This window comes from Mesorhizobium sp. B2-6-2 (assembly GCF_006440615.1).
Taxonomy (GTDB): Bacteria; Pseudomonadota; Alphaproteobacteria; order Rhizobiales; family Rhizobiaceae; genus Mesorhizobium.
The window spans coordinates 34,482-59,409 of record NZ_VFUG01000008.1 but is presented as its reverse complement, the minus strand read 5'-3'; the positions used below and the strand labels follow the sequence as shown (position 1 = coordinate 59,409).

At 59.7% G+C, this 24,928-nt stretch carries 22 protein-coding genes; 13 read left to right on the top strand and 9 right to left on the bottom strand.

Features of this window, described 5'->3' with window-relative positions; genetic code table 11:
* Positions 1-123: 123 nt before the first annotated feature.
* Positions 124-777 carry a class I SAM-dependent methyltransferase gene (locus FJ419_RS17565; RefSeq protein WP_210241668.1) on the bottom strand — a complete coding sequence of 218 codons (654 nt, stop codon included), beginning with the start codon at positions 775-777 and terminating at the stop codon, positions 124-126.
* A 1,860-nt stretch (positions 778-2,637) separates the two neighbouring features.
* Here FJ419_RS17565 and FJ419_RS17555 point away from each other — a divergent pair.
* From FJ419_RS17555 to FJ419_RS17545, 3 genes are read left to right on the top strand one after another with little or no spacing between them, the layout of a single operon-like run.
* Positions 2,638-3,753 (top strand): acyltransferase, encoded by a 1,116-nt coding sequence (locus FJ419_RS17555; protein WP_181170737.1) that lies wholly within the window; start codon positions 2,638-2,640, stop codon positions 3,751-3,753.
* 11 nt (positions 3,754-3,764) lie between these two features.
* A complete protein-coding gene (locus FJ419_RS17550; RefSeq protein ID WP_140695913.1) occupies positions 3,765-4,403 on the top strand; it encodes a hypothetical protein in 639 nt (212 codons plus the stop codon).
* 13 nt (positions 4,404-4,416) lie between these two features.
* Positions 4,417-5,355 (top strand): glycosyltransferase family 2 protein, encoded by a 939-nt coding sequence (locus FJ419_RS17545; RefSeq protein WP_246679236.1) that lies wholly within the window; start codon positions 4,417-4,419, stop codon positions 5,353-5,355.
* Between the two features lie 29 nt (positions 5,356-5,384).
* Here the strand turns inward: FJ419_RS17545 and FJ419_RS17540 are convergent, their stop codons facing one another.
* Positions 5,385-6,698 carry a polysaccharide biosynthesis/export family protein gene (locus tag FJ419_RS17540; RefSeq protein ID WP_181170736.1) on the bottom strand — a complete coding sequence of 438 codons (1,314 nt, stop codon included), beginning with the start codon at positions 6,696-6,698 and terminating at the stop codon, positions 5,385-5,387.
* Between the two features lie 289 nt (positions 6,699-6,987).
* Between FJ419_RS17540 and FJ419_RS17535 the strand changes: the two genes are divergently transcribed.
* The 5 genes from FJ419_RS17535 (at position 6,988) to FJ419_RS30810 (ending at position 11,419) form a co-directional block, all read left to right on the top strand.
* Positions 6,988-8,511, top strand: a complete 1,524-nt coding sequence (locus FJ419_RS17535; RefSeq protein ID WP_140695907.1) for a lipopolysaccharide biosynthesis protein — start codon at positions 6,988-6,990, stop codon at positions 8,509-8,511.
* Positions 8,512-8,560: 49 nt separating this feature from the next.
* The gene (locus FJ419_RS17530) at positions 8,561-9,340 is read left to right on the top strand and encodes a CpsD/CapB family tyrosine-protein kinase (protein ID WP_140695904.1); all 780 of its coding nucleotides are present in this window, start codon (positions 8,561-8,563) and stop codon (positions 9,338-9,340) included.
* 454 nt (positions 9,341-9,794) lie between these two features.
* Complete coding sequence (locus FJ419_RS17525; protein WP_140695901.1) at positions 9,795-10,598, top strand: hypothetical protein; 804 nt, start codon at positions 9,795-9,797, stop codon at positions 10,596-10,598.
* Positions 10,579-11,058, top strand: coding sequence for a hypothetical protein (locus FJ419_RS17520; RefSeq protein ID WP_140695898.1), 480 nt, complete (start codon positions 10,579-10,581; stop codon positions 11,056-11,058). Before FJ419_RS17525 ends, FJ419_RS17520 begins: the two co-directional genes overlap by 20 nt.
* 157 nt (positions 11,059-11,215) lie before the next feature.
* The gene (locus FJ419_RS30810; RefSeq protein WP_181170735.1) at positions 11,216-11,419 is read left to right on the top strand and encodes a hypothetical protein; all 204 of its coding nucleotides are present in this window, start codon (positions 11,216-11,218) and stop codon (positions 11,417-11,419) included.
* 169 nt (positions 11,420-11,588) lie between these two features.
* On the opposite strand, the gene FJ419_RS17515 is transcribed toward FJ419_RS30810, so the two are convergent.
* The 4 genes from FJ419_RS17515 to FJ419_RS17500 all read right to left on the bottom strand — a co-directional run bounded on the left by FJ419_RS17515 (position 11,589) and on the right by FJ419_RS17500 (position 17,755).
* Positions 11,589-12,338, bottom strand: a complete 750-nt coding sequence (locus tag FJ419_RS17515; RefSeq protein WP_140695895.1) for a response regulator transcription factor — start codon at positions 12,336-12,338, stop codon at positions 11,589-11,591.
* A 783-nt stretch (positions 12,339-13,121) separates the two neighbouring features.
* Positions 13,122-14,057: a division plane positioning ATPase MipZ gene (locus tag FJ419_RS17510; RefSeq protein ID WP_140695892.1), complete on the bottom strand. Its 936-nt coding sequence runs from the start codon at positions 14,055-14,057 to the stop codon at positions 13,122-13,124.
* A 108-nt stretch (positions 14,058-14,165) separates the two neighbouring features.
* Complete coding sequence (locus tag FJ419_RS17505) at positions 14,166-16,460, bottom strand: AGE family epimerase/isomerase (RefSeq protein WP_140695889.1); 2,295 nt, start codon at positions 16,458-16,460, stop codon at positions 14,166-14,168.
* Positions 16,461-17,014: 554 nt separating this feature from the next.
* The gene (locus tag FJ419_RS17500; RefSeq protein WP_181170734.1) at positions 17,015-17,755 is read right to left on the bottom strand and encodes a right-handed parallel beta-helix repeat-containing protein; all 741 of its coding nucleotides are present in this window, start codon (positions 17,753-17,755) and stop codon (positions 17,015-17,017) included.
* Between the two features lie 507 nt (positions 17,756-18,262).
* Between FJ419_RS17500 and FJ419_RS30805 the strand changes: the two genes are divergently transcribed.
* On the top strand, positions 18,263-18,604 hold the full coding sequence (locus FJ419_RS30805) for a hypothetical protein (RefSeq protein ID WP_181170733.1): 342 nt from the start codon (positions 18,263-18,265) through the stop codon (positions 18,602-18,604).
* A 267-nt stretch (positions 18,605-18,871) separates the two neighbouring features.
* Positions 18,872-19,870: a tRNA dihydrouridine(20/20a) synthase DusA gene (gene dusA / locus FJ419_RS17490; RefSeq protein WP_140695880.1), complete on the top strand. Its 999-nt coding sequence runs from the start codon at positions 18,872-18,874 to the stop codon at positions 19,868-19,870.
* Between the two features lie 46 nt (positions 19,871-19,916).
* On the opposite strand, the gene FJ419_RS17485 is transcribed toward dusA, so the two are convergent.
* A complete protein-coding gene (locus FJ419_RS17485) occupies positions 19,917-20,621 on the bottom strand; it encodes a TIGR02281 family clan AA aspartic protease (protein ID WP_140695877.1) in 705 nt (234 codons plus the stop codon).
* Between the two features lie 10 nt (positions 20,622-20,631).
* On the bottom strand, positions 20,632-20,865 hold the full coding sequence (locus FJ419_RS17480) for a DUF1289 domain-containing protein (RefSeq protein ID WP_140628016.1): 234 nt from the start codon (positions 20,863-20,865) through the stop codon (positions 20,632-20,634).
* 162 nt (positions 20,866-21,027) lie between these two features.
* Here FJ419_RS17480 and FJ419_RS17475 point away from each other — a divergent pair, with 162 nt between their 5' ends.
* Positions 21,028-22,026 carry a nicotinate-nucleotide--dimethylbenzimidazole phosphoribosyltransferase gene (locus FJ419_RS17475; RefSeq protein WP_140696349.1) on the top strand — a complete coding sequence of 333 codons (999 nt, stop codon included), beginning with the start codon at positions 21,028-21,030 and terminating at the stop codon, positions 22,024-22,026.
* 11 nt (positions 22,027-22,037) lie between these two features.
* Here the strand turns inward: FJ419_RS17475 and FJ419_RS17470 are convergent, their stop codons facing one another.
* Positions 22,038-23,561, bottom strand: a complete 1,524-nt coding sequence (locus tag FJ419_RS17470) for a HAMP domain-containing sensor histidine kinase (RefSeq protein WP_140695874.1) — start codon at positions 23,559-23,561, stop codon at positions 22,038-22,040.
* Between the two features lie 76 nt (positions 23,562-23,637).
* Here FJ419_RS17470 and FJ419_RS17465 point away from each other — a divergent pair, with 76 nt between their 5' ends.
* Positions 23,638-24,261: a thermonuclease family protein gene (locus tag FJ419_RS17465; protein WP_140695871.1), complete on the top strand. Its 624-nt coding sequence runs from the start codon at positions 23,638-23,640 to the stop codon at positions 24,259-24,261.
* A 47-nt stretch (positions 24,262-24,308) separates the two neighbouring features.
* Positions 24,309-24,920, top strand: coding sequence for a glutathione S-transferase (locus FJ419_RS17460; protein ID WP_140695868.1), 612 nt, complete (start codon positions 24,309-24,311; stop codon positions 24,918-24,920).
* Positions 24,921-24,928 lie beyond the last annotated feature (8 nt).

Here is a 24,928-nt window from a genome sequence, read left to right as displayed (position 1 = left end):
CAGACGGCCGCCGCGCGCCTGTTTGTGCCAGCTTGGCCTGTTAGCACTAACGCGGCTGCCCCCCACCGCGAGCGCTATCGCAATCGCTATGGTTGTCATTCCAGCGTGAATGCAGCTGCCTCATCAATTGACGGCGACAATTGATTTGGTCATCCCCAGCATCCGCTCCTTGAAGAGGTCAGAGCGAGGAAAGTGATACCTCATCTCGGTCTGTGACAGGAGCTCAATCTCCAGCACATCCTTGACGGCCTGTCCCTGGTCTGGCCGCGACGGTGACAACGGCCAGCGTCGGATCAACTTGGCGCGGGCTGCCTGGGGCAGGAATTGCAGGCCCGGGAAGAGGTAATGCGGCTCAATCGGGAAATACCGATAAGGGGTTTGCACCCAATGATGCGGCGCCAAACCGTGGATGATCGAAGCGAGGTCGGCACGGCGCGCGTGCCCACCCACATGTTCGATCAAGGAATTCGAATACACGATGTCGAATTCCATGGCTCGGATTTCTGCGGGCGGATCGCAGGCGTCGCCCTGCACGACTCTGATCCAGGCAGCCCTGCTCGTCTGGGGTAGGAGATTGACTACCGTCACCCATTTGGGGCGAACCGGACTTCTCTCCCAATGAACCACCGTTCCGCCGAGATCGACCACGCGCATTCGTCCGATGTCGGGGAAGCGCCGCTGGAATTCCGCCCACAGTCTTCTTCGTAAGGTCGTCGCTATCGATCGCTGCTCTCGCGGATCGGTGATGAATTGGCGCAGCTGCAGCATTTCACTCATCAGACTGCCTACCCTCTATAGCGCCCCCTTTTCCACCCGCGGGAAGGGAGGGCGCCCGGTCGAAATCGACACCATCTTAGCTGACGTGGCGATGAGTGGAGCAACTTCGGAAGTCGCTCTCATTATTCATTGTGCTGAACTAGCCATCCACGAAAGAATAAGCCGGCGCTCCGGCCACCTGAATGCGACCGGATGCCCTTCGCGCCCCACATCAGCCAAGGAAGGTGATTTCAGTCCTTGGCGGGCTGCGACCCGGACGCCGCAAAAGCTATTGATCCGTTGCCAGGCATTCGTCGCAGCGAGCCAGATTCCAGACCTGGCATCCACGCGTCCCTGCCCACGGGCGGCTGGCAACGGCATCACCGGGCAGGTTCCTCATCAGTGACGAGCGCCTCGCGGCTATTGGCTTTACCACTATCGGCGCTCCGGCTCTCTCGCTTTTGGGTAGCAATCGCCCACCGTCTCTTTGTGTACGATGCTCTCTCGGCGCCTTTGGACCGGCAAGTTGGAACTGGCTCCAAGCGGCTGCGGCTTCGAATCGATGGCGACGCCACTAAACTTGAGGAACAAAAAACCATGGAAAAACCAGCGAACGAAGGTCCCTTACGCCCTGGCGATGTCGTCGAGGTGCGCTCCGCGGCTGAGATTGTCGCGACACTCGACAGGGATAGCGCCCTGCACGGGACAGTGTTCATGCCGGAGATGATAGGATATGTCGGCCAACGCTTTACGGTGTCGCGGCGCGTCGACAAAGTCTGCAACATGGTTGACGAAAGTGGCTCTCGTCGAATGCGCGGGACGTCTATCTTGAGGATCTGCGCTGCGACGGGTCGAGCCACGGCGGATGTCAGGCAGGTTGCCGTATTTACTGGAAAGAGGAACGGCTGAGCAAAGTCGGTGACAACCACGCCGCGCGTTCTGGGGTCGCCAGGATGGCAGCTTCCGCAGAGCTCGAGCGGACTGCCGGCGCCGCTACGCACCCGGCCACCCCGGTGGATAAAAGCGGGGCGCAGGTCTGGCGATGTCAATCGACTGACGCTCTCAAGGCATCCGAGCCCGTGAGGCGACGGGATTTTGGGCAATATTGGCGCGAATTGACGAACGGCAATTTCAAGCCGATCCGTTTCTTGGGCCTTTTGGTCCGGGCCATAATAATGGACGTGCTCCATCATTTCGGGCTGATAAGGACGCTCCCCCTGCAAGGTCCGAGTAAGGTTGGCTCCAAGCGCGAGATGCTCGGGCTGCGGCTAGGCGATCTGGTCCGGGTACGGTCCGCGGAGGAAATCGCAGCCACCCTTGACGATCGAGGCGAGAGTAGTGGCCTCTCCTTCGACCGCGAGATGCTTCCCCATTGCGGCGGCACGTTCCGTGTAAAGACTGCGGTGCAGCGGATCGTGGATGAGAAAACGGGCCGCATGCTAAAGATCCCCAAAGACTGCATAATCTTGGACGGTGTCGCCTGCTCAGGCGAACTCAGCGTCCACGGTCGATGGTTTTGTCCGCGCGCGATTTATCCGTTCTGGCGGGAGTCCTGGCTCACCAGGGTCGGCGACACTGCCGACCAGCCCACGGAACAGTCTTGCCACCGTTAGACTCAAAAAGCACTGGCGCACCCCTCTCCAACGAGGCGAGGATGTGGATGAAGTTTCAAAGTCTCACAGCGCGGGGGGGAAAATGCGATGTCGCGCCAACAGTCGCCGGTTTCCGCAACGTTCGTACTCCTTTTCGTTTTTGGCTGCCAACACTGTCCGCTCTGTTGGCCCGATTAGGTAGTTGCGCGCGCCAGATCCGCCGCCCAAACTTCCGCAGCGAAGCATCTCACCGGGCAGCCCAATGATCCCAAATGTTCTCGGTTGGAACATGAGCGGCCGGACCCTCGAAAGCCGGCTGGCCGAAACGGGGTTCGTGGGACCGGGCTTCGATGAAGTTCGATTGGCTGCGGCGACCACGGTCCTCCTGCATCATGCCCACGGCTCTATCTACGGTGCGAAGGCAGATCTGCTCTTGACGTTCAGCGGCGGATTTCTGCATTTCGGCCTCCTCGCCGTTCTTGTTTTCTTCGCCATCAGCGGCTTTCTGGTCGCTCCAGGCCTGGTTCGGTCGGGCAAGGTAATCGACTATGCGACCAGCCGGGCACTCAGGATTTTTCCGGCCCTCATTGTCGTAGTGATCTCGTCCGTGATCGTGCTTGGCCCGATCCTGACAACGCTGCCGTTGCAGCGGTATTTCTCTGACCCTGGCCTGCGCCTCTACGCCAAGAACGTTCTTACGCTCACATATGATTTCCTCCCCGGGGTGCAGTTACCGGACGGCCATCCTGCAATCGTCAACGGCGCGCTCTGGACGCTGCATTTCGAAGTGTTGTCCTATATTGCGTTGGCGGTGATGAGTGTGGTTGGCGTCCTCGCCCGACCTCGCCTGGTGTTGGTCGTGTTCCTCGTAGCCTATGTCCTTTATGAAGCGAACGGAATCTTTCCTGCCCTCGCCGAACGGCTGCCTGGCCGGTTCGTTACCTTCATCAGCCTCTTCGTCTATTTTGCTTCCGGCGTCGCTCTATCCACTTTCCGTCGCACGATACCGTACTCGGCGCCTTTGGCGGGTTTCGCGTTCCTGATCCTGTTGGCCTCGCTTGCGTATGGAGCAGGTATCGTCGCGGCGCCGCTCTGCCTGCCATATCTCGTTGTCTTCGCAGGGCTGTCCACCCTGCCAGGGCGCTCGTTCGTCAGGCGCGATCTTTCTTACGGGGTCTATCTCATCCACGCGCCGGTTCTTTGCTGCCTCAGCATCATGTATCCCGGGATACATTCGTGGCAATTTGTGGCGCTTGTGGCGATGATGGTGACGTTGCCCTTATCGTATCTCTCTTCCGTCCTTGTCGAACAGCCAGCTCTGACCAGGAAAAAGATCATTGCCGGGTGGATTGGCGGCCGGCTTCACTTAATCCAGTCGACCATGGTTCGACTGGTTCGCGTGTAGGAAATCGGCACGTGAGCAGTGTTGCTGGCCAACCGGGATATTGGAGCCCCAAAGTTAAAAGTCCCGACCGCCGCGCCGGCTTTGGCGAGCGCTTCGAATCCACCAACCAGTTCGCGCGAAGCGGTCCGGCCGCGCTGTCCGGGAAGAGAACCTCCTGGCCGGTATGGGTGTTTCTTATCTCGCTTGAAATACCTTGGGTTTTCTACATCGGGCCGCTTCGGCTCTCGATCTATCGCCTTGTGCTTTTAGCATTGATAGTGCCCTGCGCCGTCCGATTATTCTCAGGCAAGGCCGGCCGGATAAGGCTTGCGGATATCTCGATCCTGATGCTTGCCGTCTGGTCGCTGATCGGTCTCATTGCAAATCACGGGTTGGTCGCCGGGGCCCAATCTGCTGGGGTCCTCTTTATAGAAACTGTAGGGCCATACATGCTTGCGCGGTGTTGGATCCGTGACGCGGCCGACCTTCACAACGCCGTTCGCCTGCTTTTTTGGATCATCGTGATTTTGATGCCGTTTGCCGTAGTCGAGTGCCTTGGCGGTGGCAACATCCTGCTCAAGGTGTTCAGTGTCGTCTTGCCTGTCAATGATTATCCGGTCGTTCAGGCGGGACGGATGAACAATCATTGCGTCAAGCGACGCGATTTTTGATGGAATCGAAGACGTGAAAGAGATCGGGAACGAAGCCATGGCGGGAACCGGTCGCGACGAAGAAACGTCGCAGCCAGGAGGTGCGCGCGTGTCCGTGGTAACGGTGACGTACAACAGTCGCCGGCATCTGAAGGCATTCCTCGATTCGCTTCAGACAGGACTCGACGGAATCCAGGATTTTGAAGTCGTCATTGCGGACAATGCGTCCAGCGACGATAGCGTTGCCATAGCACTCTCTCATCCCGTCCGACCGAGAGTTATAAACGTTGGGTGGAATTCGGGTTACGCCGGCGGCATCAACGCGGCTGTCGCGACGGTTGGAAAAGACTCAACCCTGCTCGTGTTGAACCCTGATGTGCGGCTGCTGCCCGGTGCGGCCCGATTGCTTATGAATCGGCTGCTGGATCCCACCGTAGGCGTGGCCGTGCCAAAGATCCTTGATGAGGACGGCAGGCTCACGCTTTCTCTTCGACGCGAGCCGTCATTGAAGACGGCATGGACGGATGCGGTTGTGGGAGGGAAACTTGGGACTTGGATCGGAACAGGCGAGAAGATCAGCGATCCAACGCGATACACGGCCGATGGATTCGCTGATTGGGCTGAAGGCTCGGCAATGGCAATCTCGGCGCGCGTGCGCAAGCTCGTGGGAGACTGGGACGAGTCATTCTTTCTTTACAGCGAGGAAGTCGACTATATGCGAAGAGTCCGCGCCGTTGGGTTGTCAATCGCATATGTCTCGGGAGCAGAAGTGATCCACATCGGTGGAGAATCTGGAACCAACCCATCCCTGTCTGCGCTGTTGACGCGCAACCGAGTCCAGTACTACCGGCGCCATCACGGCTTTCTCTTGTCAGCGATGTTCCAAACGGCTGTGGTTTTGGGGGAGGGAGTCCGCGTGGGCACGGGGCCGACACATCGGGCAGCTCTTTGGGCGGCGCTAACCGCCCAGTAGTCTCGCAGCCAATCTACCGATTCATACTGCTATTGTGTTTCTCCGCCAGGCCGCGTGGTGGTTCTCTGCTGGGACGTAGCCGGGTCGACGATGTCCTGCATCGAGGTGGCCACATACACCTTGACCACGTCGCCGGGCACAAGCGACGTGGTTTCTGACGCGTTCATCTCTTTTGGCCCCTGCCGATCTTGCCGGACGATGACCAGTTTCAGGTCGGAACTGCCCTCGGACGTAGCCCCCGGTACGACGGTGCTGGCTGCCAACAGAAGTTGGCGGATCGTATATTCCCGCGATCTCACTTCCGCGAGCTCGCTCAGCGCGTCTCGCAATTGTGTCGCAACCTCCGTCTGGCGTTGGTCGCTAACGCTGAATTCCTGGCGCGTCGTCTCGCTCAGACCTTGCCGCGCGCGCATCGCGTCGATGTCTCCTTGTGCATGATCGGCCCGCATCTGTCCGAGCACACGCCTCAGTTCTGACCATCGAGATGACAGTACTATGCCCTGCTCGACAAGCTTGGTGATCTTGGCAACCTCTGTCTCGGTCTGGGTGATTTCCTCACCGGTGTCCTTGCTCTTGGTCGCCAACATATCCAGTTCGCGCGTATACATGTCACGTAGGTCGGAGAGTTTGTCCACCTGCCGCGTCTTCTCATTGGCACGTGCCGTGAAGAGGGTACCTTCCAGTGCCATGATCTGGTCGACAAGGTCGCGAGCACCGGCGCCCGTCAATTCGGCCGGAAAGTGGATTTCGGCGTCTCCGCCCAGTTCGGCCTGCAGCCTGGCGATACGGCCGAGCAGCCGCAACTGTTTGGTGTGGATCGTGGTCAGCTCGCCAAGCAGGCTGATATCGCTCTGTCCTGCCTTTTCCGGCGGAGGTCGATAGCGCCCGCCGGCCAAGGCCACTGCCTGCAATACGGTCAAATCCGGCCTGAATTGATACGCGCCAGGCGTGGTGACTGCTCCGACGACGTAGATCGACGGATACTGGGCTATTTCGATCGATACTTCTGGGGGGGAGATCAGGCCCATCTTGTCGTGGAGCGCCGCCGATATCTGGGCGGCGACCTCGGCGCTCGTTTTGCCGCTCACATCGAGCGAACCGACGACGGGTAACCCTATCGTGCCCTGACTGGACACAAGAAAATCGCCGCTGAGAGCTTCCCAGCGCTGGTACTCACCCTTCGAGGGATTCCACTGGATGATCGAGATGTGGATCTTCGTTTGCGCGGCGAGCCGATAGTCGTCGGCCTGAGCGCCAGCAGCAAAGAACATGTGCGCGGCGCCGGCGAGCAGGGCCGCCGCAAGCCTTGCATGGCGAAGGCGGGCAATTGGGTTTGAAGACACTCTTCCTCCTCGACGCGTGCGCTCTCGAGCGGATCGTTGCACTGGCATTCCTAGCAGCCAAGAATAGGTCCCGGGCGAAACCGAGTGAACGCAAGAATAGGACCGAGGCGACGGCCAAAAGGAGAAGGTCCCTCGTCGAAAGAAGGATACTTCATAGCTTAACTCGACCTTAGGAAGTGCTTCCACCGATGGGATCGCTACGCGAATCTGGCTGACACGCAACGAGTGTGCCGGCGCTGTTGTTTCGCCGTCGACATGTGCAAGGGATCTTTGACGGCGAGTCGATTTGATGAACAGCCAAGATTGCCGTTTTTACGCCTCGCTCTATGTCCAGCGGCTGCGCTACCTGATCATCCCGATCGTGATGGCGACGGTTGCCGGATTCGCGGTCGCGCTCTTGCTTCAACCGATATACCGGTCGGTGGCCAAAATACTGGTCGACTCGCCTCGTATATCAACGGAACTTGCCCGTTCATCGGTCACAGCGGATCCCATTCAGCAGCTGCAAGTTCTTGAGCAGCAACTCACGACAAGAGCCAGTTTGCTCGGTCTGGCCAAGGAGTTTGCGATCTTTCCCAAAGCTGATGTCTCCGACGACGATGTCGTTGCACAAATGCTTGCAAGAACCAAGATCGAGCCGGTTGTCCTGAATAATCTGGGTAGCGGCAGCGGCGGGGCTATTGCCTTTACGATCTCATTCGACGCAGCCGACCCCATTCTCGCCGCTGATGTCGCCAATGCTTACGCAAACGCCATGCTCGAAGCGAACGGGCGCGAGCGCAAGGCTGTGGCCGACGACACGCACGAATTCTTCAAGCGCGAGGTGGAACGCCTGGACGCCGCGCTGAAGGACGCCCAAGAAGCGATCCTGAGCTTCAAATTGGAGCATAGGGAGGCTCTGCCTGACAGCCTCGAGTTTCGCCGCATGCAGCAGAGAGCCTACGAAGAGAGGCTGGGTCAAATTCAACGCGAGATCATATCCCTTCAGCAAAAGCGTTCGATGATTCAACAGATATCGGCTTCGGGGGGGCAGGGAGCAGCGGCTGACGATCAGCAACTGACCGAGTTGCGGCGTTCGCTTGCCGAGCAGGAGACGATCTTCAAGGATGGCAGTGCGAACCTTGTGGCGTTGCGGACACGGGTCGCCGATCTCGAGAAACGCATCTCCGAAAAGGGCAAGACCGCAATGGATGCCCCACGCGCCGCCGGGATGTCCCCCGAGCTTCGTCTGCAGTTGGCCGACACTGAGGGTCAGCTCTCCTTGATTGCGCAGGAGAAGGAATCTATTGGACCGCTGCTTGACGAACTGACGCGATCGATCGCTGACACAGAAATGAACACTACCAAACTGCGCGCGCTCGAGCAGAATTACGAGGCCGTGCAGACGCACTACAACGAGGCAGTCGCCAGGTTGGCGGACGCATCGACCGGACAGCGTATCGAAAAGGAAGCAGTTGGCCAAAAGCTGTCGCTTATCGAGCCGGCGACCCCACCGGACAAACGTGTCTGGCCCAAACGGCAGGCGATCGTCCTTGGAAGTTTCGGGGCAGGCATCGGATTGAGCTTCGGCATCTTCGCGCTCACGGAAATCTTCTTCCCAACCATTCGCCGTCCTGCCGATCTTGCAGCCGTGTTCCGGGGGCAGCCTTTTGTCACCATCCCCTATATTGCGGCCGATAGCCTGAAACCTGCGCGTAGAATGCGTCTGGGCGTAGCCGCCCTTATACTGCTTGTGGGCAGTAGTCCGATCTTCCTGCTTGTAGATTTTCACCCGCCCGCAAGTTTCGGGGCAGACAGTGCGACCTCGAAGTAGCCAACGGCCCCACATCAAGGAACGGATACGTGCCGCAGGAGACCAGAACATGCCGGCAAAGGTGAAACTCCAGCCCACGGCGCATGCGGCCTTGGAAGTCGTCGCACGGCAATCCATGGTATCGGTTGACGAGCATTGGGCGGGACTGGAACGTGTGGAACTCGATGGCGATAGGGCCCGCGAGGCCCGGCTCGTTACATTCGCGCCCGGGGAACCTGCTCAAGCCAGCTTTGATGTATTGCGTACCAAGGTCCTCAGGTGTCTCAATGTCAACAACTGGACCACTGTAGCGATAACCTCACCGGAGCCCGAAACCGGAAAGTCAATCGTGGCTGCCAACTTGGCGTTCAGCCTCGCGAATCTGCAGAGTTGCAGGGTCGTTCTTCTAGATCTGAATCTTCGGCAGCCTCAGATCAGTTCGATATTGGGTCTCGGCATGGCCCGAGCTACTGAGAGTTTTTTGCAAGGGCGATCTTCGATCCAAAGCACCTTCGTGCGCTATGGTGAAAATCTTGCCGTGAGCGCCAGTTCGCACGGGGTGACCCGTTCGGCCGAGCTACTTCAAAGCCAATCCGCTCGCTCGGCAATGATACAACTCCATGATAAGCTTTGCCCCGCAGTGGTTATCGTCGACCTGCCTGCAGTTCTTGGCAGCGACGACGTTCTGGCGTTCCTGCCCAACATTGACTGTACGTTGCTTGTCGTAGGCGCCGAAATGACCACGATGGCAAAGATCCGCTGTTGTGAACAGGAACTGCTAGGCGAGACAAACCTCCTGGGGATTGTCCTGAACAAATGCCGATACGGGCACGATGGCGGCTATTACTGAGCGATTAGCGGGTTCGTATTTCTCGAGCACGTTCACGGCAGGGCCATTTTGCGCCCTCTCGCAGTCGCTGACGTCGATGAGCGTGCGAAATCAAATTTATTACGTCGCTCTACCTCTTTCGTTCGGGAGCCTCCGAGTTTTCTCGGATGACAATGATCCTTGTTAAAATATGCTTGCGATTACGGGAAAAGGGGGAAGCAATGACAAGGTTTATCGCACCTGCCGCAATAGCATTATTTTTTACGCTCTGGGACACGCTTCCAGGTCATGCGCTGGCATCATGGTACCCGTCAGGCGATCGGGGTGGAGATACGAGCCGATCCGCTCCCGGTCCTGTGATCGGCATTGGCTTTCCGGCGCTGGCTGCCTTTGGCGGCTATGTGTGGTATCGCCGTTGGCAGCGTGGCAAATGATCGGCACGGCCCCGACTGATGGCCGCTGAGCCACAGCCCACATGAATGTCTTACGCAGGCAAATCTACTGCGGGGTGGTTGCCACGGGATTTGCAAACGGAGCAAGCGATCGCGTCGCGGAGGCGCTTGCCCGTGACGGTCCGATTTCGGCGCTGCTGGAAATGTTCGGCGTCAGCCTCGTGGTTTGGCTGGCGCTGGTCGTAACCTTCTGGCTATTTTTGGATTCCGAGCCTGAGCGTGCTCACCGATCGGATTTCTACATTGCCGGCATGGCGGGCTTTGCATTCCTGGTTCCCTTGCCTCAACTGAGCTGGTTGGCACTGGCTGGCGTGGCCGCCTATCTGGCGCTGACGTCGCGCGAGGGGCCGATGCGCAGGGCCGCGGTCGTGTTGGGAGCCATAACGGTTCCGATGTTTTGGGCCCGGATGGCCTTTGCGGTATTCGGAGGCCCCATCCTTGCAATCGATGCAAGAATGGTGGGCTGGATCGTTGGCACGGGCGGAGCGGGCAATACAGTGCCGTTCGCGGACGGTTCCGGCGTAGTTTTCCTCCTGCCGGCCTGCTCGTCACTCACGAACCTCTCGCTGGCTCTTCTTTGTGGCGTGATGATCGTGAAGTTTTATGGTCTGAATTGGTCGAGGCCGGTCGTTCGCGCCGTAGTCGCCGCGTGTCTTACGACAGTGGCCATCAACCTGGCCCGGATTAGCCTCATAGGTCTTATGCCGGCTTACTATGACATCATCCACGGAAGGGTAGGCATCTTGCTGGCGGAATGGACGACGAACCTCGCGGTGATGGCGATCTATGCCGGAGCTTTGCGGCCCGATGAACAGATTCACGCTTAGCTTTGCCTTCGGCCTTTTGCTGGCCCTGAGCGTCAGCCTCAAGGTGCTTGGCGGTGGTATTGGTCAAAGCGTCACAGCGGACCATCCGGCGAACGAAGACATCGCTGCGCTGCTCCGCGCCAACGGATTTGCCTTCACTTTATCGGAGCCGAACACCGACCCTCAATGGTTTTACGCGACGAAGGAGACATGTCAGCTGAAGATTGCCGATGTCTCAGTTCAAGGTTGGCACCGATCGATGCTGGATCGGCAGGCGAAGGATCGAGTGCTGCTTTATTCAGTCGAAGGGAAACTCTACGAGCATCAGCCGATTCTGATGCCGATGGTTCACCACTACATCGGCAGAGCCCTGCGGTATGCTGGTATTAAAACACGCCTGGTGGTGGCAAGGGCTATTATCATCGGCCCCCGATGTTCACTCCCACCAATCGCCACAGCTGATCTCGAGCGGCTTTCATAGGCTAAAGTCAATCTCGGAGCTGAGTTTGACCCATCCAACCAACTTTTGAGGTAAGACAGTTCCCAACCCCACACAATGGACAGGTTCCTAACTGCGAACCAAATTGCGAGAATGACATTCGTCTCAGCTTCATGGCTCATGGCTCAGGACAGATGCAATGCAGGTCATGTTGTATATCTTGGCTGTATGGTTCGGACTTGGAGCGTTGGCGGGATTGACCCTGCTTGGAACATCCATCGTCTTTCGGCGGTCTGAATTGCCACTCGCGATGCAGATCGCCGATACGCAGCACCGCCAGCTTCCAGTTAGCGCCTTGCCGCAAACCGTCCGCCCGGCGATAACAGGGCAAACGCAGCTTTAGGCACGATAGCGATTTCCGAAACGTCACATAAATTTCGGCCGATCGCGCATTGCGCGGGGTCCGCATCGGGGCACGTGATGTGGCGATATCTTTGAGCGCTGAACTGACCAGCCGATATTGCTCGGCTGGGTCAGCTTCAGGCCTCTTGACGCAGATCTGCGGAAAACTGCTACATCAGATCTCTGAGTTTGTAAGCGACCTCGGTTCGGTTCGTCGCCTTGAGTTTCTTCATGATATTGCGGATATGAACCTTGACGGTGCTCTCGCAGAGATTGAGCTCGTACGCGATGATCTTGTTCGCCTTGCCTTTGCGCAAAGCTTCGACGACCGCAGCTTCCTTGCTCGTAAACACGCCAGTTAGTGGCTTAGGCGAACTCTCCGTTGCACGGATTGTTTCTCGAAGAGCAAGTACGGCATTGGCCGGCACGAAGATACCGCCCGCCCGAGCGAGGCTGATCGCCTCTGCCGCCACCTTCACCGAAACGTTAGTCGGAATGTAGCCGCGGGCGCCGCTTTCCAGCGCCGTCAAAATGTCGGCCGGAGCCTCTGAATCCGCCACGATAATGACTGGGACGCCGCCGACCAATGCTATGAACTCTTGCAGTTCGGATCGCACGATCGGGTCGGTTATTTTTTTACCGTTAAGGATGGTTAGGATCGCCGAGGCCTCGACCTGCAAGTCCTGCAATTCCAAGAAAGACCCAACCGCTCTCACCTGTACGACCGGATCAAGAGAGAGAAGGCTACTGGCCAGACACTCCCGTTCGAGGATTCGCTGATCAACGATGACGACCAGGCTGTCGCCGCGATGATCTTCTTCAGTTTCTGCCCGACTAGTCCCGCCAAGACACAGCGCGGGATCGTTCTGGTCCACCTCTATAGACTTACCCCAATGCCCGCCAGGTAGAGGTCGATTCATCGTACCTACTCCATTTTACTTGTTCGGCTGTTGTTGTCTCCATACGTTATCCGGGCCCTACGACCCACCGCACCAACTGCTCGGCTAGAAGTGCCAGGAAGACAGATCTTTAATCCATATCATCCCGCAGGATGATCCCCACCACGGCTTCCGTCCACAAACCCCAACCTGCAGCTGTATCTTACGAAGTTGTGGATAACTCCGCATTAAGAATCTGCACCATTAGAGTTAGTTAAAAAGCGGTAGAGTTAGCCGACCCCCGGGGCTACCAAATTGCCCCGCCTCTGGCTTTAGCGCGCCGATAATTCAATGACTTCATGAATGGCGGCACCGACGCTCAACTCGTGTCAGCGTGCCGGAAAGCCGACCGCTTGGTCAATTGGACCGGAAGCCCGGCGGTTGCAATTGGTCGATGCGACCGATGCAGGGCGGTCCGTCTCCGCCGCGACGTGCCTCCGTAGAACAGGCGCTCGGGGCGCGAAATTTCATTCCACTGTATTTGCTCACAACATTGCAGACCCCTAGCGATAATGGCTGAAGGTTCCTTCGGTGAGCAAATCGGTTTCAAGGCTGACTCTTTGTTGAAGGTCTGCTTTCGAAGGTGATAGCCGACGCGACGATCAGCCGGAGCGGGCAGGGGACGTTTGTGCCGGGTGGCGCAAGGCAAGCGGCGCTGGTAGTGGCGGGAGCTTGCTCGCCTAGCGCAGGGCTGGCGCGACCTGCTGGAGTGATCTGACCGGCATAAATGGGCAAAGCGACGTTATCATGGCTGGATCGCGCAGCCTAACACTTGGCAAAGACGTCGGGCAGTGCGATCGGGCGGCTCACGCTCGCGGCTTGCCTGCGCCGAGCATCCGCCTTCATCCGATTCGACTCGTCCAGTGGGAAGTGGAGGGCCTTGAGGAGTCCCCGGATTTCCTGCCGTGCCATCAGGTGCGACATCGTCGGCTCGGTTCGAAGCACCTGGCTCTCGAAATCGTCCAGCGCGGTAACCCCGATGGTAAAGAACTCGCGAAAGGCGACGCGCTCGGAAATGCCGGCAGTGACCCGAAAGCCTAGATCTACTGCAAGTTGGCGCAGGGAACTGTCAATTTTGCGCTCGTTGCGAGACGCAAGCATGGACATACGGTTGCGGACCACGACCCAATCAAGGCTTGCGTCCTCTGAATGCAGGCGGCTCCTCCGGGCATCTAGCACCACCAAGGCGTACTGCGAGTATCCCAGGATCTCATGGGAGAGCGGGTCAACCCTGGCGAGCACGTCGAAATCGACGAACGAATCGTTCATGGGTGAAATCAGCGTGTCTGCCATACGGTGGGCCAGTCGACTGAGGAACGTGTTCGCGCCAGGCGTGTCGATGACAACGAAATCGTGGCTGGCCGCAATTGAGGCGATACCTTCCTTGAGCTCTCTCACCAGAACGCTGTTGACATCTGCGGCTGCTGCCCGTGCGGCAGGCGACACATGAAAATGATGTGGCACAGGCAGGGTGATTCCCTTAAACCGCGCCCAGCGACGACGGTTGTCGACGTAGCGTGTTAGCGAAAGCTGGCGTTCGTCAAGATCAACCGTCGCAACGCTGTGACCGGAATCGATCAAGGCGATTGCAATGTGCATCGCGGTCGTGGTCTTGCCGGAGCCGCCCTTTTCATTCCCGCAGACGATAACACGCCCATTAGCGCGCCGCCGACCGTTCGATGTCCAGGCACCCGCGCTCATCTCACATCCCTCAGTGCCAACTTATCACACCAACGATGCCGCTTCTGACGGACGGCATCCAAATTTGCGCAGCCTCGACCGGCGCATCGCTATGACGATAACGTAAAGTCAGGCGTAAACCCGTGCGAGACCGGTGTTGTCGGTTTCCGGCTTCGTGAATGCCTCGACTAGCCCCTCCGTCTTGTCGAGATACTGGATCAACGCAGTTACGAGGTGGTAGAAGATACTTGCCGGGACCTCGGTCGCAGCCGCTCGCCCCCTTTCATCAATCCTGTCGATCCACAGGCCTACTGGCGCGGGATCGATATGCCACCTGAACAGGCGGGCGACGCGGGCTTCTATCTCGGGCTTTAAGTCTGGTCCGCCGACGCCGTCGAGCGCGCAGGCCGCTTTCACCGCCTCGCATTGTGGCCAACTGCGCGAAATGCGATCAAGAGGATTTCCACTTCGCGACACAGCCGCATAAGCCAGACCAGTAGCCCGGTTCAATCCACTTGATATTGACGAGGAGTAGAGTTTTCTCGCGAGCGGCACTAAGTCTTTCTGACCGCTTAACAGCGAAAATTCCACCAGCAGGGATGCCCATTCGAAATGATGTCCGGGCTCCGTCCACTGGCCGTCGTTGCCCGGTAAAGGTTGCCAGTCGAGGTCGAAACGCTCCCCGAGAGTCCAACTCTCCGCGTCGAAGAAATGACAGCGGCAGAGATCGATGATGCGTGCCGCTCTGCGCAAATGCGACCGCTCTCCCGTGACGTTGTACCAAGCGAGAAAAGCTTCCAGCATGTGCATATGAGGATTCGAGTACCGCACAGTTTTCGAGCCCGGGGTCTCGAGGAAGCCGTTTAAGCTGGCGTCTTCCAGGTGAGTGTCAACGAAATGAAGTGTCTCTTCGGCGAGCCGCAAGGCCTCCGGGTGGCTGCATCGATGCGCGTGGGCAAGCGCTAGCAACACGCACGAATGGTCGTAGGTGTCCTCTTCCGGGTCGCTCACACTTCCGTCGGGCTGAAGGGCGCGAACCCATCCACCGCGGTTGGTGCGACCGTGTCTGGCTATGAAGTTGATGCCGTGATCAATAAGTTTGTCGGCAGGTCCCATCCAACCGCGTTCCTTGGCCACTGCGAAAGCGTAGATTTGGCGCGCCATGGTCCGCATTCGCTTGGGCTTACCAAGCGGCCTGCCATCGAAACTCAGTGCCTCGTGGAAGCCGCCGTGCACATAGTCGACCCCCGTCGTGGACCACAGCGGGAGGGTTTCATCAAATAGCCAGTGCTTGACGCGCTTGCGCCATGATCCGCTGATGATGACGCGATCTTCCGAGGGTGTGAGCTTCGTCTCGAGGCGTCCGCTCTTCTCCAACTGCTCGACAACCTTCCTGACGTTCTGGCTATGACTGACGGGGGCAACAAACACTGCATCTGCAGTTGCCACCACCGCCGCATCTTTCATCCCGATGACAGTCAGCAGCCTGCCTTGGCTTCTCAGATAACAACTGTCGCAATCCATCGCGACGACATCGCCCACCATGACATTGCCATCGCGGTCGGTTGGGCTCGCATCGAGCAGTGATTGCCACGACCCAAGATCGCTCCAGCCGAAAGTAGCCGCGACCATGGTGATCTCGCGCGTCTTCTCCACCACCGCGTAGTCGATCGAGACAGAAGGAATGGCTTCATACAAGCTCCGGGGCATATAGGTTCCCGACACATCGGTGCGCGCGCCTCGAAAAGCTCTCTCGGCCGTCTCCCAGATATCCGGCCGAAATTCGAGGAGCGCCCGCCGCATGGTTTCGGCACGAAAAAGGAAAATACCGGCATTCCAATAAAATCGCCCCGACGACAGGTAATGTTGAGCCGTTTCGGCGTCAGGCTTTTCCACGAAACGCGACGCCGCAGCCACTGCGCCACCTTCTGCCGCCACCTCGATGTACCCGTATCCGGTTTCGGGGTGTGTCGGCTTGATCCCGAATACAACGATGTCGCCGCGCTCGGCAGCGAATCTGCCTGACTCGACCGTTTCCCAGAATTTGAGTTCGGTCGATATCTCGTGATCCGAGGGGACCACAAGCAGAAGCGTGTCGTGGTCGTAGTCGAAAATAGTTATCAGCGTGGCCAGGGCAACCACCGCAGCGGTGTTGCGGCCGACGGGCTCGAAAACCGGTCTGCCGCCATTCAAACCCAGTGGAACAATGTCGGAAAGAATTCGATCGGCGTGTCTCTCCGATGCGATCAGATGGATCGGAGTATCGCCACTCGGTCGCGCCTTCAGGCGTCGCACCGTTTTCACAAGCATCGACCCGTCGCCGGAAAGATCATGAAATTGCTTGGGGTTATCCTCCCGCGAAAGAGGCCACAGCCTGGAACCCACGCCTCCGCTCATGACGAAACTTACGATCCGGTCCGGCATGATGCAGCCCTCTCCATAATTCGGTCGCAAGCTCCACGGTGGGCACCGATCTCGAAAATAATGGATACCCGCGGCAAAGATGTCTCGCCGGCCCGCATGACGCGCATTCTAGTAGCCTGTCGGCACCGAGCCCTTAGTGAATTCGGATAATTGTGTTGCCTGCTTCAGAGGCGATCACCGGATAAGACAGCCAAAAGGATGTGTTAGCCTTCAGCCTAGGCTGTCATACCCTCCCATTCGTCGACCTTAGCTCAGGAGCAAATGGGCTTGGCCATTGGACGAACGGCGACGACCCCTCAGAGCTTGCAAGCCTTGCGCACCAAAGCCAGCCACTGTCATGTCACTAGGCGCCCTGGACGATCATTGGGATTGGGCAAGAGATTTCCAGGCCCCCCGCGATCCTTGTGCTGGATATCGCAAATCGGCCTCACGATTATTTGCGGCGCTGGGTGGAACGCTCACCGAAACCGTCGGCCGGCGAGGTGCGGGGTTTCGCAATCGAAACAATCGGCGAAACACCGTCAAGAAGATTGTGGTCGCGCAGTCAGACGCAATCAGATAGGGCTGGCAAACGGGTCCACGTTACCGGATCCTGTGACATTGCTGGCGCTGTCAATGTCAATGAAGCCATAAACGCCGCGCTGGATAACGTTGTTTGTGATTGTTATCCCAGATATTGTGCCGTTTGGCTTCGCCCCGTCGACATAAACCGTGAACACGGGCAGCGAGACGTTGGGGCCAGTTCCCGACGCTTTGCCTAATAGTTGATTGTGGTTGACCTTGATTCCATTTATCGAGCCGAAGTCGTTGGTGATCCACACGTCAGCATTGTCACGTCCGATGATCGTGTTGTTCTCAATCAGAACATTGGTTTGCACCTTTGGATGCCCGCCCAGTTGGATGCCGTCATAGTGCGGGTCAGCGCCGCCTGCTTGCAGGTCATGGATATGATTACCCTTTATGACCGCATTTGATCCCGGCGTGATACCGTTCTCGTAGCCAGCGATGTTGTTCCCGATCAGCGTCGAGCCAGATATGTCACTGGTGTCGATGCCGTAGGAGCCGCCGGTCTTACCGTGACCTGTAATCGTGCAGCGTTCGACCGTTAGGCCATCGGCACCCTCGTGGGCATAGATCGGATGCCACCCGTCGAAATCTATTCGGCTGTTACGGATCGTGACGCTCTTGGCCCTCACCTCAATGTAGGTATTGATGATCTTGTTCTCGATCACTGTCCCGGCGACGGTAATGACGTTCGGTCCTGTGTAGATAGTCGGGACAAGTCCTGCGGGCATACCCGTGTTTGTGGCGTCGGGCCAGTTATTCCCGTCTGACACGGGGAGAAGGGTCCGCGCCGATACGATCCCCGTTCCTCTCCAATGCGAAGCGACGCCAGCTTGGAAGACAATGACTGCCGATAAGGCGACGACCGGAACGAATCTCGAGAAGTGCATTCGGCTTCGATTGCTTTTTTAGACGTCCCATCGGCCGAACGTAAGGATACGACGGCAGCGGCGGCGGCCCGGCCGGCGGGGGGTACACCCAGGCCGGGCCTAACCGGCGGAGGCGTGGGTGGCATAAAAGACGCCGGCTACGGGCATCATACGCCCGTCCGAAATCCAATGCGCCCGCAGAAGGAGGTATGCCGGACATATCATGCGTGTATCAGTACACCCAAAAAAAGGTACGCTGGGATGAACTGAGCACCGTTCGCCCCGTCTTGCATGTCTCGTTTCGGATCAGCGGTGTTGGTACCGGTTTTGCAGGGAAGATTTGGCCGCTCGATACTTGGAGCGCGCAAGTTGAACAGGGCAGCCGGGATGATAAAAAAAGGGGCGGCGGACTCCACTCATGTCACCTTTTTGACAAATGTTGTGATCGATTTCTGCACGAAGCATCAGATCGTTCGCATCGATCATCGCGAACAAGTGGCTGGTAGAGTGAGGAGCCTTTTCGATCGGGGCGTCACCGACCCCGATCAGATTTCAATTGCCCTCGAAAAGGATAGGGCTATGTCTCGCCTTCGCCGGTTGGCGTATCGGTTACCGCACTCTGACGATCGGCAGGATTCGCAACTCAGTCGCCAGGAACATAGCACCGCGGCGCAAGTTCAGTCGGCAGGAGCGGCGCATCGCGATGAATGAACGTCATTCGTCAATCTCTCCTTTGATCGAATTCGAAAGACGTTGGGCAGCCGGGCGTCGTCTCGGCGCAGGAATGTCTCGCTCGCGTAGCGACCTTTGCGGCGGACCTGGACACGCCATGAACCGAACGAGAGCTTGGTGTAGGTGGCCATTTTTCGTGTGCGCTCCGTGTGCAATGAGAGATCGAAACGTGGCGAAAAGGGTAGTATTCTGGCGGAAATTCGTGTGCATTCGGCGGGATCTAAGAATTTGATGTTAAACGAAAACATGCTAAAAAATCAAGAGCATAGAGTTGCCATAGCACCAATGATGGATTGGACGGATCGGCATTGCCGGTTCTTCCACCGTCAGCTGACGCGCCGCGCGCTGCTTTACACCGAGATGGTGGTGGCGGATGCGGTCATCCATGGCGCGCGCGAGCGACTGCTCGGCTTCGACGCTGTCGAGCACCCGGTTGCGCTGCAACTTGGCGGATCGAATCCCGCAAAGCTCGCCGAGGCAGCACGGATCGGCGAAGCCTTCGGCTATGACGAGATCAACCTCAATGTCGGCTGTCCGTCCGATCGCGTCCAGTCGGGGACGTTCGGCGCCTGCCTGATGAAGACGCCGGTTTTGGTCGCCGAGTGCGTCGCGGCGATGAAGGCCGCGGTGAAAATCCCCGTCACGGTCAAATGCCGCATCGGCGTCGATGATCAAGACCCAGGGCCTGCGCTCGACACGCTCGCCGACGGCGTGCTCGCCGCCGGCGCCGATGCGCTCTGGGTGCACGCCCGCAAGGCTTGGCTGGAAGGGCTGAGCCCCAAGGAAAACCGCGAGATCCCGCCGCTCGATTACCCGCGCGTCTATCGGCTGAAGGCCAGAAAGCCGGACGAATTCATCGGCATCAACGGCGGCATCCAGTCGCTCGCCGAGGCGTCGGCGCATCTTTCCCATGTCGACGGCGTGATGCTCGGCCGCGCGGCCTATCATACGCCGGGGATCCTGACCGGCATCGATGCCGCCTTCTATGGCGAGACGCCTGCCGCCTTCGATTATTCGGCGCTGATCGATGCCATGGCCGGCTATGCCGCGCGCCATGTCGAGCGGGGCGGGCGGCTCGGCCACATTACCCGCCATATGGTCGGACTGTTCCACGGCTTGCCCGGCGCGCGCCGCTTCCGGCAGATCCTCTCCACCGACGCGAACAAACCCGGCGCCGGGCCGGAAGTGTTGAAGACGGCGTTTTTGGCGATCGATTTCGCGGCGGTGGAAGCCGAGGCGGCCTGACTGTCGGTTAATGCGTGTCGCGCCGCATACTGCTGCGCGACACGCATCAGTCCCGCAGGATCATACGGTCGCCGCGCACGTCGAAGCCCGACAATGAGCCGATGAAGTTCATGCCGAGCAGGCTTTGGTCCAGCATGCCGGGCGCGGCGACCATCACCGACATGTCCTTGCGCACGATTCCGCCGATCGCCACCTCGTCGGTCCTGACCGTCGCAGCGCGCGCCATGCCGTTGGCCGTGGCGACGTCTACGCTGTAGCTGAGCGCCGCCGGGTTGAAACCCGCGGCTTGAGCATCTTCGGATGTCAGCACCGTGCTGGTAGCGCCGGTGTCCACCACCGCCCGCACCGGCGTGCCGTTGATCAGGATCCGGGCTTCGAAATGGCCGTTGTCGGCTTTGTCGAGCGTGACGGTCGGGCGGCCATTCTCCACGCCGAGCGCCAGCGGGCTGCCTGGGACAAAGCCGGCGGTGACGCGGCTCGCCACATCCTGCAACTCGTAGCGATACTGGTAGCCGGCGATCAGCACGAGCACGAATGCCGCCCAGACGCCGAGATTGCGCGCCATGTCGCCCAGCGGCCTGCCGGAGCGGAGCAGGCTCGCACCGATCACCATGACCAGCACGCCGACCCAGATCAGCCGGCCGAAATCATTGTTGTTCATGCCGAAAGTGTGGCCGGCTGAATTGTTGAGCATCAGCAGCACGACCCCGGCGCCGATCACCGCCATGACGATCCAGAACAGCCGGTTCATCGGTTTCTTCTCACAAAACGCCGCCGCGCTCGCGCGCCATGCGGGTACGCCGGGTTTCGCGGCGCGGCCGCCGCTCGACCGTTTCGAGCCGCGCCGGCAGTTCGGCCATCACTGATCGTCGCGTTTCAGGGGTCATGGCGAGCCAGGCGGAAATCTCGTCGCGCGTGCGGCCGCAACCAAAGCAGAAGCCGGTTTTCATATCGATCGAACAGACCAGGATGCAGGGAGATTCGATGGCGGTCATGCTGTTCTCTTGCCTTTATTCCACATGGTGCAACCGCCGGAGCAATGCAAGCCCTCCGCATTGCGCCGCAAGGCGACGCGTTCGCGGCATCGTCCAGGCGGTTGTGCCGGGTGGAGAAGGCGGCTATGCCGCTTGCGACTTCCGCAACGAACCGTGACCGACATAATGCCTGCTAAGCCTTTCGACGATTTCCGAAACCTTCTGGCGGCATTACCGCCAGCCGACGATGCGGCGAGCGCCCGCGTCCGGGCGCTTTTCGCCAAAGCGGAAAAGCCGAAGGAATCGCTCGGCCGCGTTGAGGACGTCGCGGCCTGGATTGCTGCCTGGAGCGGGCGCGCGCCGCCCGCGATCAATCGGCCTCTGGTGGCGATCTTCGCCGGCAATCACGGCGCCGTCAGGCACGGCATCTCGCCGCGGCCGGTGGCGGCGACCGCAAATGAAGTCGAGCTCTGCGCCGCCGGCGGGGCCGCGATCAACCAGGTCTGCATCGCCAACGATCTCGGCCTGAAAGTCTTCGATCTCGCCTTGGATATCCCCACGGGCGACATCACCGAGGAGGCCGCGCTCGATGAACGCGGCTGCGCCGCGACCATGGCCTTCGGCATGGAAGCGGTCGCCGGTGGCGCCGATCTCCTGTGCCTGGGCGATCTCGGGGTCGGCAATTCGACGATCGCTGCCGCCCTTTGCGCCGCCCTGTTCGGCGGCGAGGGAGCCGACTGGGTCGGGTCGGGTTCGGGCGCCGATGCGGCAATGACGGCATGCAAAGCCGAGGTCGTGGATCGGGCTCTGGCATTCCATGGCCCGGGTCTGGGAGACCCGCTCGAGGTCTTGCGCAGAGTCGGCGGGCGCGAATTCGCGGCGATCTGCGGCGCCATTCTCGCGGCGCGCATGGAGAAGATTCCTGTCCTGCTCGACGGATTCGCGGCAACCGCGGCTGCCGCTGTCCTTTATGCGGCCAATCCCGGCGCGCTCGATCATTGCCTGCTTGCCGGCCTGTCGCCGGAACCCGGCCACGCCAAGGCGGCCGAAAGGCTCGGATTGCGGCCACTGTTCGATTTCGGGATCAGCCATGGCGAAGGGGTAGGGGCTGCTCTTGCCGCCGGTATCGTCAAGGCCGCGGCACTGACCAGCTCGGGCATGGCGCTGGCAGTGCGGCTTTAGCGCCCGGCGAGTCAGCGGCGTCCGCGCGCGGCGACCGTCTTGGTCGGCAAGGCCGGCAATTCCTCCATCACCCGGCTCAACGGGAAGATGGCTATCGCCTCGGTGCCTTCGCGCAGCTTGGAATGAAGCTCGAACTCGCCGCCATGCATGGCGAGCAGGCCCTGCACGATCGGCAGGCCGAGGCCGGTTCCCTGTTCGGCGCTTTTGATGGCGATCGAGCCCTGGCCGAAGGCGGAAAGCACCACCGGGATTTCCTCTTCCGGTATGCCCGGGCCGTTGTCCTTGACCGAAATGTATTGGCCGCCGCCGGCGGTCCAGCCGACACGCACGCGCACTTCGCCGCCGGACGGGGTGAACTTGATCGAATTGGACAGGAGGTTGAGCGTGATCTGCCTGACGGCACGCTCGTCGGCGAAGAGGCGCGGCAGGGTCTCCTCGAACTCCTGGATGATACGGATGTCCTTGTTGCGGGCGCGCAGCGCCATCATGTGGCAGCAGTCCTCGACGATGGTCACCAGCACGACCGGCTCCTCGTTGAGCTGGTAGCGGCCGGCCTCGATGCGCGACAGGTCGAGGATCTCGTTGATCAGGTCGAGCAGGTGCTGTCCGGACTCATGCACGTCATGGGCATAATCGCGGTAGGTCGGATTGCTCATCGGCCCCAGCACTTCATTGGCCATCACTTCGGAGAAGCCAAGGATGGCGTTGAGCGGCGTCCGGAGCTCGTGGCTCATGGAGGCGAGAAAACGCGATTTCGCCAGATTGGCGTCCTCGGCGCGCCGCCTTGCTTCATCCGACATCGATTTCGCCGTCTCCAGCTCGGCGATCAGCGCGTCCTTCTCCGAGCGGAAGGAGAGCAGCATCAGCGAAGCCTGATTGAGATGGCGCGCCACGTAACCGAAGAAGGGAAGCGCCGCGATGAGCAAGGCCGCCATCGTGGCCTCGATCGGCGTCCACAGGCGCATGACGGTGTAGACATAAACGGCAACGGGAATGGCAAAGGTCGCGAACAGCGCGCCGCCAAGCGAGGAGGCCATCACGGCCGTCGTCGCCATGGCGATCAGCAGCACCATGGCCTTGGCAACATGGAACTGGTCGATCTGGCATGTGGCGCAGCCGACCCAGGCGAACCACGCCCAGCCGAGGCCGCAGAGGAAATGGCCGATCAGGAAGTCGCGACGCGTCTGCGCCGGGTCGAGTTCGGCCGCCTCGGTCCGCTCCACGCGACGCGCCATGAACGCGACGATCGTGTAGCAAAGCAGCGTCGACATGGCCCAGATGGTGATCTGGCTGTCCAGACCCGCCAGCCGGCCGATGGCCGCCACGGCGAGCACGAGCAAGGGGATCGCAAGCGCGCTGACCACCATGGCGCGCGCATGCAGCTTCAGCAGTTCACGGTCGAAATCGAGGCTGCCCGCCTGCTGCGAGAGGCGGTCGCGCGTCTTGCGCACCGCGCGCGCCACATCGCTGTTGCGGTGCGGTTTACGGCGGTCCACAATAAATTTATCCGCTGTGTTCGAGCGTTGCAAAGGCATACAGACTTCAATTTCTGCGCGCAGCGACTGTCAGTTCGTTAAGCTACGTTCGAATGATTAAGAGACTGTTTGCCATATGAGCCGTTTCGGGCCGCGAGGACCGCGCCGACGCTACGCGGCGAGTTCGCCGCAAAGCCTTCGGCGCAAGCTGCTGGACTACGGACTTGCCATCCTTCTGCTTGGTTTGCTCATCCTGGTGGCGGCACGCCTCGACCGCTTCGAGAGGCGCCAGGAGCAAGGCACGGCGATCGTCAATGACGGCGATTCGATCACGCTCGGGGCCGAGCGCATCCGCATGCGCGGCATCGACGCTCCGGAGTATCAGCAGACCTGCCAAAAGGCCGGCGCCGACTATCCCTGCGGCAAGCTGGCGCGGCAGTCGCTGGTGCGCCTGATCGCCGGCAGGCCTGTTGTCTGCAGCGGCTGGCAGCGCGACCGCTACGGTCGCCTGCTCGGCGATTGCAAGGCAGGCGACACCGACCTAAACCAGGCCCAGGTGCAGGCCGGATGGGCGGTTGCCTTCGGCGGTTTCGAGACCGAGGAAGCGGTGGCGAGAGCGGCCAAGGTCGGCATCTGGGCAGGCACTTTCGCGGAGCCGCAGGACTGGCGCGACAGCCATCATGACGCGCCGATCGAGAGAAAGCATGGCACGCTGGCCTCATTCGGCGATGCGGTGCGCGAATTTGTTCGCTTCTGGTGATGGGCTGACCAGCGCCTTATGATCAGGTGGATAAGCTGGAGGATGGAATGAAGCTGTTCGATGGCGGCCGTGCCCCCAATCCCCGGCGCGTGCGGGTCTTCCTCGCCGAGAAGGGGCTGACGGTGCCGCTGGTGCCTGTCGACATGGGCGCGCTGGAGCATCGCGGCGAGCAGGTGGCTAAGCGCAATCCGCTGCGGCGCCTGCCGGTGCTCGAGCTCGACGACGGCACCATCATCACCGAATCGATCGCCATCTGCCGCTATTTCGAGGAATTGCATCCCGAGCCCCCTTTGTTCGGCACGGGCGCGCTCGGCAAGGCAAAAGTCGAGATGTGGCAACGACGCTTGGAATTGAACCTGATGAGCAGCGTCGCCGCCGCTTTCCGGCACATCCATCCGGCGATGAAGGAATGGGAAGTGCCGCAAATTCCGGAATGGGGCGAGGCCAACAAACCGAAGGCGATCGAATTCCTGCACCTGCTCGACGACGAACTGGCGGAGCGCGAATTCGCCGCCGGCGATGCCTATTCGGTCGCCGACATCACCGGCATGATCGCCATCGACTTCATGAAACCAGCGCGTATCAAGGTGCCGGAGGAATGCACGAACGTGCTGCGCTGGTACGCGGCACTTGCAAGCCGGCCGAGCGCGGCAGCCTGAGCGACAGA